9 protein-coding genes and 1 pseudogene are annotated in these 10,298 nt (G+C 42.9%); 8 read left to right on the top strand and 2 right to left on the bottom strand.

Annotated features, from left to right (window positions below):
- The 6 genes and pseudogenes from L5M71_RS14865 to fliB all read left to right on the top strand — a co-directional run.
- Positions 1-237 (top strand): annotated as a pseudogene (locus tag L5M71_RS14865) (ISAs1 family transposase); the annotation flags it as partial.
- On the top strand, positions 215-1,309 hold the full coding sequence (locus tag L5M71_RS14860) for a TonB-dependent receptor (protein WP_263208429.1): 1,095 nt from the start codon (positions 215-217) through the stop codon (positions 1,307-1,309). The pseudogene L5M71_RS14865 and the gene L5M71_RS14860, both read left to right, overlap by 23 nt.
- Positions 1,310-1,606: 297 nt before the next feature.
- The gene (locus L5M71_RS14855; protein WP_263208426.1) at positions 1,607-2,449 is read left to right on the top strand and encodes an AraC family transcriptional regulator; all 843 of its coding nucleotides are present in this window, start codon (positions 1,607-1,609) and stop codon (positions 2,447-2,449) included.
- Between the two features lie 138 nt (positions 2,450-2,587).
- Complete coding sequence (locus tag L5M71_RS14850; RefSeq protein WP_263208423.1) at positions 2,588-3,301, top strand: LysE family translocator; 714 nt, start codon at positions 2,588-2,590, stop codon at positions 3,299-3,301.
- Between the two features lie 97 nt (positions 3,302-3,398).
- A complete protein-coding gene (locus L5M71_RS14845; RefSeq protein WP_263208421.1) occupies positions 3,399-4,229 on the top strand; it encodes a hypothetical protein in 831 nt (276 codons plus the stop codon).
- 223 nt (positions 4,230-4,452) lie between these two features.
- Complete coding sequence (gene fliB, locus L5M71_RS14840; protein WP_263208419.1) at positions 4,453-5,739, top strand: flagellin lysine-N-methylase; 1,287 nt, start codon at positions 4,453-4,455, stop codon at positions 5,737-5,739.
- A gap of 349 nt (positions 5,740-6,088) precedes the next feature.
- On the opposite strand, the gene L5M71_RS14835 is transcribed toward fliB, so the two are convergent.
- Positions 6,089-8,029, bottom strand: a complete 1,941-nt coding sequence (locus L5M71_RS14835) for a GGDEF and EAL domain-containing protein (RefSeq protein WP_263208417.1) — start codon at positions 8,027-8,029, stop codon at positions 6,089-6,091.
- A 224-nt stretch (positions 8,030-8,253) separates the two neighbouring features.
- Here L5M71_RS14835 and L5M71_RS14830 point away from each other — a divergent pair, with 224 nt between their 5' ends.
- Positions 8,254-9,012, top strand: coding sequence for a phosphatase PAP2 family protein (locus L5M71_RS14830; protein WP_263208431.1), 759 nt, complete (start codon positions 8,254-8,256; stop codon positions 9,010-9,012).
- A 54-nt stretch (positions 9,013-9,066) separates the two neighbouring features.
- Here the strand turns inward: L5M71_RS14830 and L5M71_RS14825 are convergent, their stop codons facing one another.
- Positions 9,067-9,615 (bottom strand): DUF2799 domain-containing protein, encoded by a 549-nt coding sequence (locus tag L5M71_RS14825; RefSeq protein WP_113939984.1) that lies wholly within the window; start codon positions 9,613-9,615, stop codon positions 9,067-9,069.
- 180 nt (positions 9,616-9,795) lie between these two features.
- Between L5M71_RS14825 and L5M71_RS14820 the strand changes: the two genes are divergently transcribed.
- Entirely contained in the window at positions 9,796-10,110 is a 315-nt protein-coding gene (locus L5M71_RS14820; RefSeq protein WP_219250597.1) for a hypothetical protein, read from the top strand.
- Positions 10,111-10,298: the final 188 nt, after the last annotated feature.

The raw sequence follows: 10,298 nt of genomic DNA, 5'->3' as shown, positions 1-10,298 counted from the left end.
GCTCATTGGCAAACTGAAAATAATCAACATTGGCTTTTAGATAAGCTATTTCAAGAAGATAAGCAGAAAATGTATGATGAAGATGGCGCCAGTATCTTGGCCATTTTACGCCGCTGGGCCTTAAATCTGGTGAAATTACACCCAGCTAAAACCAGCCAAACTCAAAAATTTAATCGAGCATGTTGGAGTGATGACTTCAGAGAAGAGATTATTTTTGGAACTGGTCAAAAAGTGTAATCAGCCCCTGGATCTTAAGCGTGATTGGCAAACTTCGTTTGGTGGCACTCAACTGAATTACAGTGTGGGCGGCGATGTGCGTTATGACGATATTGGCGCAGTGGGTTTGTATAACACTCAGGCGCGACAACGGCTGAATACGGTAAGGCTAGATGAAGTGCAAGAGTTGTCGAGTGGTATCTTTGGCAAAGTTGAGTGGCTGCCAGCTGATCAATGGCGTTTTAATCTTGGGCTGCGTTACGATTATTTTGATGTGCAGGTCGACAGTGATAATCCGCTTAACAGTGGCGATGCGTCCGATGGTATGTTCAGCCTCAAAGCCGGTGCTTCTTATTTGTGGAGCGATAATCTTGAGTTGTATGTTAATGCAGGCCAAGGGCTGCATTCGAACGATGCCCGCGGTGCGACGATTAAGGTTGACCCCGTGAGTGGCGATGAGGTCGAAAAAGTCGATTTGCTCGTGCGCTCAAATGGCGGCGAATTTGGGGTGAAATACTATGACAGAGACTTTATTAATTTCTCTGCTGCGATCTGGTATCTGCAACTAGATTCAGAATTAGTATTTGTGGGCGATGCGGGTAACACTGAGCCGAGTCGTGCATCTGAACGTTATGGTGCTGAATTAACGGCTTATTATTGGTTGAATGAGGCAATCAGTATCGATATGGAATTAGCGTGGACTAACGCCAGATTTACTGAAAATGAATTTGAAGAGGGCAAGTATATCGATGGCGCGGTTCCCTTTGTTGCCAGTGCGGGCATCACCTATCGACCCGACGGCGATGGCCTGTATTCGAGTGTACGCGTGCGGCACCTTGGCGAGCGGGTGCTCGACAGCTTTAATGACCACAAGGCTGATGCGACCACATTAGTTAACCTCGCATTAGGATACGAGTTCCGCCGCTTCGATACTAAGCTTGAGCTGCTCAATGTGTTTGATAGTAAAGATCACGACATAGATTATTTTTATGCCTCTCGTTTGCCCGGCGAAGCAGCCGAAGGGGTTGAAGATCAGCATTATCATCCTGTTGAGCCACGAATGGTGAGAGTCAGCGTGAGTTATCATTTCTAGTGATATTCATCTGTTAAGGCGATATCGAAGGTTATTACGTATGTCGCCGAGCAAAAATGTATCTCAATTAAGCGTCCAGATAGTTGGGCGCTTTTTTCTGCAGCACTCATTTAAGCGCTAATTTAAGCACTAATCTAAGCCCAAATTTAAGCACTAATCTAAGCCCAAATTGCTTCAAACTATGTGGCTGCAATAATTTACTATTCCCGCGCTGACAATGGAGGCTAGAATGATGACGAGTCGATCTGAGTTTCCCCCCTGTTTTACAGCTGATGCTATAGGTAATCGCCGCGAGTTATGAGTACTGCAATACCCATTGAAAACATTAATTATTGGCGTCATCCTAGCTTATCAGGCATAGAACTGAGTCAGGCGGAATTTACGCATTTCAGTTTTGATAAACATGTGCATCTGGATTACCACTTAGGCGTAGTCACTCAAGGTGCGCAGCAGTTTGTGAATAAGGGCAGCAGTTATCAGCTTGGTCAGCATAGTTTATCGACCTTAAATCCCGACGAAACCCACGATGGTCAGAGCCGCGATGCCGACGGTTATCGGGTGAAAGTGATGTCGATCCCTGTGGAATATATGAATGAAGTCAGCCAAGAACTGGGTTTGAAGGAGCACTTTTTCAGCGCGCCTATGGTGGATGACCCTACGCTTTATCAATATTTTATTCAGCTACACGAGCTATTAATTCAAGGCCAATGCAGTGCGCTTGCGGGTGAGTCCCACTTACTGAATTTTATTCATCTGCTGCTGGAGCGTTACCCGAGCGGTATTTCATCTTGCCTATCTAAACCGAATCAACCGCAGGGGTTATCTAAGTTGCAGGTGAGCTTAGTGAAACAGCGAATTCACGATGAGCCTTGGCATAATACTCAACTTGAAACCTTAGCCAATGAAGTGAATTTAAGTAAGTTTCAGTTTTTACGGCAATTTAAACAGGCAACAGGGATGACTCCCCATGCTTATCTCAAGCGGGTGCGTTTAGAGTTGGCGAAAAAGTCCTTAAGTCATGGCGCTTTAGTGGCGGATGTGGCGCAGCAGTTCGGATTTTTCGATCAAAGTCATTTAAACAAAGCTTTTAAGCAGGCATTCCTATTATCGCCAGTGCAATTTCAGCGGCGTATGCTCTAATTTCCCCCGTCTTTCAACTGCCGCTGATTTTAAAAAACACTGAAATAGTGCAATTTATTACAATTCAGCGCTGCGACAAATTGCCATACTGGCTGCCTCAGTTATCGTTATTAACCTTTTTTGTGGAGCCGCATATCTATGGATTTATCTTTATTACTTACCTTGGCTGTAATCCATGCTGTTGCTTTAATCAGTCCCGGACCCGATTTTGCCATTATGGTGAAGATTGCGACTCAGCAGTCCAGAAGCACTGCGGTTGCCGCCGCTGTGGGGATTTCAATAGCCATTTTAGCTCATACGATTTTGAGTCTGACCGGTGTGAGTCTACTCATTAAGAGTTCGCACACCCTGTATCTCTTAGTGCAAATTGTGGGCGCTTCTTACCTCGCTTGGATGGGGTTTGGTGCCCTGCGTGCCGGTCTTGCGATACTCGCTAAACGTAAAATGAGTGCCAGAGTCCATGCAGGGACAAATGATGATGCTGTCATTAGCGCTGGTGACGTTGAAGGTGTGGAGTCTGTTGCTGGTGGCTTAGGTGGCGCTATGTCACGCAGGCAAGGTTTTTTGACTGGGCTTTATACTAATCTATTGAATCCGAAAGCATTAGTGTTTTTCTTAACCCTGTTTTCGGCCTTGATTACCCCAAGTGTTACAACGAGCACTAAAATCGCTTCTGCTATTTTGTTGTTGTCTTTGTCATTGGCATGGTTTGGCTTTTTAGCGGTAATGTTGTCAAAGGCGCAGGTGCAACTTAAATTGCAGCGACTAACACCGGTTATCGATGCGGTTATTGGTGTTATCTTTATGTCGGTAGCCTTGGCGATTTACTCAAACCTATTATTAACCGCTTAGTCAGGCGCAGTGTAAATCACCTTAGGTTTTAGTCTGAGGCACTTATGGTATTCTTGGCCTTTAGTCTCAGCAGAGACATTTGGAGTAAGGGATAAAGATGCCATTCGCCTCACGACTCAAGGGAAGCAAATTAGCTGTTTTCAGCCAAGTTACACTGATGAATATCGCGTTTTCTGCGGCGTTAATATTCAGCGTTATGGGTTTAAGCATCAATGCAAACGCCGCTGATGAAGCCATGCCACAGGAATATATCCCTCTGGTGCAGGGGCTTATCGTCGCCGCCAAGGCCAATGATCTTGAGGCGCTTGCTAAGCGTGTGGCTTACCCGCTTAAACGTGAATATCCGATCCCCGCGATTCAAAATACTCAGGAAATGATCGCACGTTTCGATCAGGTTTTTGATCCTAAGCTGCTTGAGCAGATCGCCCATTCTAAGATTGAAGCCGATTGGCAGACGATGGGCTGGCGCGGCATTATGCTCGGTAGCGGTGTTGTGTGGCTGGACTTTGATGGCAAGATCATCGCCATTAACTATCAAACACCGGTAGAGGCAAAACTGAAAGCAGAGCTTATTGCTAAGCAACAAACGGCATTACATCCGAGTGTGAGTGAGTTTGTCAGCCCAGCGTTATCTTGGGAGACCGCCAAGTTTACTATTCGTGTCGATGATATGGGGAACAGCCAATACCGTTATGCCGCATGGGCAAAGGGTAAGGCTTTGAGTGAAAAGCCAGATTTAGTGCTGAATAAAGGCAAACTCGTTTTTGATGGCAGCGGCGGGAATCATTCATATCAATTTCGCAGCGGCCCATACCAGTATCATTGTTATGTCACCGTCTTAGGCGGCAGCGATAGTCCTCTAGGCGAGCTAGTGGTGTTTAAGAATGACCAAGAAATACTGACACAAGCTGTCATTAAAGCAGACTAGTCTCGTTTCCCTATTCCTATGAGTGAGATTTAAAGCCGCGACTATCCGTTGATGGTCGCTGCTTTAATCTTCCATATTTTAGAAAGTTACTGGTGCAACAATGCTAATCTTAGGTAAGTTCTCAATATATAATTCGTCCTAAAAAGCTAATGTATCACTCCCTTTTGTAAGCAAACTTGCATGCAAGTCTAAAGATAACGTCATACAGGAATTTATTAACACTATGAATAAAAAAAAATTGGAAGTAATGACACCGAAATTTGCTAGTGACTTCGCCTGTATTGGCAGTGATTGTACTGCTCATTGCTGTAATACTTGGACAGTAGAAGTAGACAAACAGACTTATAAAACCTTAAAAAAGCACGGTGATATTGTAATTCGTCAACTTGCTTCTTCAACCTTCAAGCTAACTAGAAAATCAGAAAAAGATTACGCCAGTATAAAAATGTCCAACAATGGTGATTGCCCTGTTTTAGATGAAAAAAACTTATGCAATATACATAAAAAATGTGGTCCAAAACTACTACCACATGTATGCCAAGATTATCCGCGTACACCTCGTTGGTTTGGCGAACAAGCTGAGATGAGTATGGCGATTTCTTGCCCTGAAGTCGTTAAAAATGTCTTATATGATCCTGAAGCCATGATGATATCAACTGTAACTCAATACCAAAATGAATTAAGTCATGGCAATATCCGTGGTTTAACTGCTGCTAATCTACCTGCGTATTTAGCATTTATTCGTGATTTTTGCTTTAGTATTGCTTTAAATTCTGAACTCAACTTTGAACAACAACTATTTATAATTGGCTTATTTTTAAAACAGTCTGATTCTCATTTAAATAATATCACTCGTTTGTCAGAACTTGCTGAGAACTTTAATATCATGATTAGTGATGGTACTTTGCTTGAGCATTTTCAAGCACTGCCTTCAGTATCGGCTATAAAGTGGCATTTCTTTGCAACTCAAGATTCATTTTTCGTTACCCATATATATAAAAATAAAGAGATCCCCACATGCAATATTAAAAAGTTTGATGATTTCATCGAATGCCAACAGATGCTAATGAGAAGCCTCAACACTAATGAGGCCTCCAGTAACAATGATAATATTTTCATAGTCGCCAATCCAAATCGAGAGCATCATGCCTACACTGAAATATTAAAAATCTCACAAAAAATAATAGATGAGCATTTAGCAGAATATCCTCATCTTTTAAATAACTTTTTGTTATATAGTATTTATAACGACCAATTTATGGCTCACTTAGGCAAGCGACCAACTGAGTATTTTAAGTTTCTAATACTTGATATATTAATGCTAAAAAGTTACTTGGCAGGAATTGCTATGCAGCAAGAAAAGTTAACCAAAGACTCCGTTGTAAAATTGTTTCAGAGTTATTTTAGACGTAGACAGCATTATCCTGGATTACTAGCTTTCATGGATGAAAAAATAAAAGAGGCTGAATTGCAGAGTGAGTATGTTATTTTTTCACTCCTAAAAAATTAAATCAGCTTATAATTAATCATTTTTAACGATAGATGACACTCTAGTGGTGTCAGCACCGGAATAACTCTAAAATTACAGAAGACACCTACTCCACTCGAAACGACCACAGTTATTCGCCAAGTCCATTGCATGTTCGAGATATGGTTATGAGTGTAGTGGCCAATAAAAATTGGCTACATCTTTAGAAGTTTTAAATATAAATACTTATCTGAAATAAGCCCGATTAGAATTTATTTCTAGCGGACTTCTATCCAAATGTGAGTTATAACATTCTGTGGAAATGACTATTCACGTAGCATTATTCAGTCGGTTTTAATTCGCGAAATAAAAAAGAGCATTAAGGATGAACTTAATGCTCTTTTTTATGGATAAATGCCTGCTCAAACTGTGTTGCGGTAATGGGTTTACCGTAGAGGTAGCCTTGGCCTAAGTCGCATTCCTCGTGACGAATAAAGGCATCTTGTTCTAGGGTTTCTACGCCTTCGGCGATCACTTCCAAGTCCAGTTTCTTACCAATGGCAATAATTGCCTTGGTTAACTCTCTATTTTGTTCGTTTTCTTCGAGTTTACTAATAAAGCAGCGATCGATTTTTAAGGTGTCGAAAGAGTATTTTTGTAGATAACTTAAGGATGAGTAGCCTGTGCCAAAATCATCTAGGGAGATGCGGATACCGAGTTCTTGTAGTTTTTGGATAGCATTGTGGGCAATGTGTTCATCTTGCATCAGCATGCCTTCGGTAATTTCAAGTTCTAAGGCGGTGGGGGGTAATTGATAGAGGGTGAGTAAGTCGGCTATGTGTTCGCTAAAGCGGGGATTGCGCATTTGCAAAGGGGAAATATTGATGGCGATTTTAAACTCTTGGCCTACCTCGCGACACCATTTTGCCGCCTGAGACAGCGCGGTATGCAATACAAAATTACCAATATCGATAATCTGGCCATTACGTTCAGCTAAGGCGATGAATCTGTCTGGGGCGACATTGCCAAGGATGGGATTATGCCAGCGCAGCAGGGCTTCGGCACCAATCACTTGCTTCGTCTTTAAGTTAATAAAGGGTTGGTAATGCAGGCTTAATTCGTTCTTGTTCAGCGCATCGACCAAATGGGATTCCAGTTGATAGCGTAGGTTTAAAGCGGCTTGTGTATCTTGATTAAAGAAGCTGTGAGTTGAGCCATCAGCCTTGCTGATCGTCATGGCCGCTCCGGCTTTTTGCAGCAGGATGGCGGCATCGATACCATCCATAGGCGCTTGTGCTATGCCCATGCTCGAGGGAATCGTGATTACAAAATCAGCCACACCAAAGGGCGTGTTACAGCAGTTAAGCACTTTATTGATGAGTTTATTGGTTTCGTTATTCGAAGGTTTGTGGGCTTGAATAATCACAAACTCGGCGCCAGCGATGCGGGCGATAAAGGTATTTTCATCGGTATAGTGCTGTAAACGTTGGCTGAGAATAGTGAGAATTTTATCGCCAATCAGGTAACCATAACTGTCGTTGATGGATTTGAAATTACGCAGCCCAAGATAGAGTACTGAAATCTTTTCTTTGCGATTCACTTTTTCGAGCATGATCGACAGACTATTAATCAAATTGATGCGGTTGGGTAATCCCGTGAGCGGATCGTAGCTTTTATGGTATTCCAGTGAGGTTTCGGTGGAGGTGCGGTTTTCGATTTCTTTAATGAGCTTACCGCTAAGTTCGGCGAGTTCATGGGTGCGCTGTTGTACTTTTTGCTCCAGCTGCTGATTGTGCAGTTGTAGCTTAGCCTGTTGATAAAGGGTGACTAGGTTAGCTTCGATACCATTTTGAAACCGAGCGAGTAAGCTGCGAAAAGATTGGCGGTAATTATGCTCTTGGCTATCGAGCATGCAGATAGTGCCAAAGGCACTGCCATCTGGCCAACGTAAAGGTAAACCACAGTAAGCGATCATGCCGAGTTTAATGTCAGGATTTTTGTCCCAGTTTTTATCCTTTAGGGCGTTAGGAATGTGGAGTTCCTTACCTTCTTTGATCACTGTTTCGCAGTAAAGTCCGTGGCCTAAACTGTCTTTATCATGTTTTTTATAGGGATTACCTTGGGTGCGGCTCGAGGTAAAGACCTCAATATCGGTTTGATGGACACGCATGATCAAAGCGGCGGGGGTGTCGACTAATTCAGAGAGCAAATCTAAGGTTTGTTGCCAGTTATCAACCATTTCTTGGGGAACAACGATTTTGTCTGTGTCGATCGCAATGTCGGCAAATAAACGATCTTTTTGAAACTGGTTAATGGCGAGGTTGTATGGCATGAATGCTCAGTCCTAGAGGCGCGATACTATTCATAAACTATAGTCTTTTTACTCATGATGTGAGTCTTTTCGATAAATTTAGTTACTGCAAAATCTCGGTTCTATCTTAAATGCTGCGCTGCTAAATCTCTTAAGTGTTAGGTAAGAATTCAACGGTACTCTAACACTAAATGTTCTGATTTTTGGATTTATTAGTGAATAACTATCTGAAAGATAAAGTTATGATGACATTTATGGATTTTGCTAAGGGGCATTTAATTACGCCGCTTTTAGTGTTTGCAGTGATCATAGTGGGGCTTGAATGGACTCACGCTGATATGAAAGTCGCGACTTTGTTATTTCATTGGCAAGGGGGCATCGACTCTTGGCCATTGAGAGGATATTGGTTGACCGAAGATTTACTGCATGTCACTGGGCGTAACTTTGTCATCTTGCTGGCGGTGAGTGTCGTAGTCGGCATTGCCTTTAGTTTTCGAAGTGACAGGGTAAAACCGTACCGTAAGGGCCTGATTTACCTATTTAGTAGCGTATTGGCGAGTGTGTTGCTGGTCCGAATTGGCAAAAGCATTACTCACATGACCTGCCCGTGGGATGTGATTGAGTTTGGCGGCCAGATGATGCATACCTCCTTGTTTTCTCGTTTACCTAAAAGTGCTGAGTTTGGTCAATGTTTCCCGGGTGGCCATGCCAGCGGCGGGTTTGCTTGGGTTGCCTTGTATTACGTGCTGCGTGAGTATCGCCCGCATTTAGCTAAGTTTGGATTAATCTTTGGTTTGAGTTTGGGCCTAGTATTTGGCATTGGCCAAGAGTTACGCGGCGCCCACTTCTTGAGTCATGATTTATGGAGTTTAGCCATAGCATGGACGTCCGCCAGCCTACTCTACTATGTGTTTTTTCTGCGCTCGCCTGCGTTTAGAAAGTCTAAATTGGTCGCTTTGGGTCAAATGTTCAAGGTTACAAGTAGTGGAATACCGCAAAAATAACGAGCTGCGAAGCTAAAGCCCTGAGTCCTTATTGGGTTCAGTGTTTTTTATGGCTTAAAATCTAAATTCGAAGCGCATATCAGGTCTGCGTAGGCGAGATCTTTCATCTAACAGTTGGTTTTTTTCGTTGAGTAGGCTGTTTTTCTGTTTCAATAAGTCAGCCTTGTCGGTGAGATTATTGATCTTGCCATCAAGACTGCTTATTTCCCTCTCGATGGTATTTAAGCGATCGGCAATCTCAGTTAAACGTTTGTTGGTCAGGTATTGTTGATGGCCTTGGTTATAGCGCTCAACAAACTGGTTATTACTGCAAACCCCATAATAACTTTCTCCCGCTAAGCCTACGCGGTAGCCATTTTCTGGCACGCAGTAACTGGCTAACCCTTGCTGGTATCCTTGTTTCCACTGCGCGGTATCGACACTGAGATTAAATTCACGACAATCTTTTTGATATTGATTTAATTGCCCAGAACTTGTTCCACGGTTGCCATCGGCAAGCCCAAGGGCAAACCAATCACTATTGGCGCATTCTTCAATAGATAAGCTGCTGCATTGAGTCAGGGATAGGACTGAAAGTGCGAGGAAAATGCTGGGATAGTGCATGGATAAGTTCTCTATATGTTGTGGCGTTTAGGATAAAGGCTCTTATGGGGGAGATCTAGCTATATATACCGCCATTTATACGGTCATAGATGCGTTTTGTTGGGCAGAATCCATCACAGTTTAGCGGATGAATGCATGATAACTAGCTGATATTGTGTTAGTTTGTGGTTAACACTTTAAATGTCTGCTTTGGTGCTCACTATGATTTCACTTATTTCATCTGCGTATTCAGCTTCATTACCGGCAGTTAAGTCGGCTCATCAATCCCTTGATACCGCCGAGCCAAGCGGACTTAAATCCTTTACCTATGGTGCATTAGGACTGGCAGCTCCTAAAGCTGAGGTCAGTTTTGATGGCAATGCAAGGAGTAAAATATCTGAGCCTAGTGCGGATGATGTAGATGACGTTAAGAGTTCAAACGACACTTATTACAGTGCAGGCCAAATATTGAAAGCGGCGGCGACTGTGGGCAGTGTGATTGCCTTGTTTGTTTGAGTTAAGTTCCTGCACCAATTTAGCTCTGGGTATTATTTCAACTGGCTTGGATTGGCATATTCGCCGTGGAATATGGCTTGTTGTTTTGAGTCTGGTTTTATTGGGGTGAGCATAAAAGAATATTCTTTTAGTTAAAGTGGTATTTTCAGTCTCTTTCTTTGCCAAAGCGCTGAGTAAATCTGGTATTG

Source organism: Shewanella sp. SW1, assembly GCF_025653545.1.
GTDB lineage: Bacteria > Pseudomonadota > Gammaproteobacteria > Enterobacterales > Shewanellaceae > Shewanella > Shewanella oncorhynchi.
Note: the sequence above shows the minus strand (reverse complement) of the source record. Positions and strands in the feature narration are given on the sequence as shown.

Excerpts from the sequence above, each read along its gene's own strand:
- L5M71_RS14855 (WP_263208426.1), top strand. The coding sequence starts at position 1,607 with ATGAGTACTGCAATACCCATTGAAAACATTAATTATTGGCGTCATCCT.
- L5M71_RS14850 (WP_263208423.1), top strand. The coding sequence starts at position 2,588 with ATGGATTTATCTTTATTACTTACCTTGGCTGTAATCCATGCTGTTGCT.
- L5M71_RS14845 (WP_263208421.1), top strand. The coding sequence starts at position 3,399 with ATGCCATTCGCCTCACGACTCAAGGGAAGCAAATTAGCTGTTTTCAGC.
- fliB (WP_263208419.1), top strand. The coding sequence starts at position 4,453 with ATGAATAAAAAAAAATTGGAAGTAATGACACCGAAATTTGCTAGTGAC.
- L5M71_RS14835 (WP_263208417.1), bottom strand. The coding sequence starts at position 8,029 with ATGCCATACAACCTCGCCATTAACCAGTTTCAAAAAGATCGTTTATTT.
- L5M71_RS14830 (WP_263208431.1), top strand. The coding sequence starts at position 8,254 with ATGACATTTATGGATTTTGCTAAGGGGCATTTAATTACGCCGCTTTTA.
- L5M71_RS14825 (WP_113939984.1), bottom strand. The coding sequence starts at position 9,615 with ATGCACTATCCCAGCATTTTCCTCGCACTTTCAGTCCTATCCCTGACT.
- L5M71_RS14820 (WP_219250597.1), top strand. The coding sequence starts at position 9,796 with ATGTCTGCTTTGGTGCTCACTATGATTTCACTTATTTCATCTGCGTAT.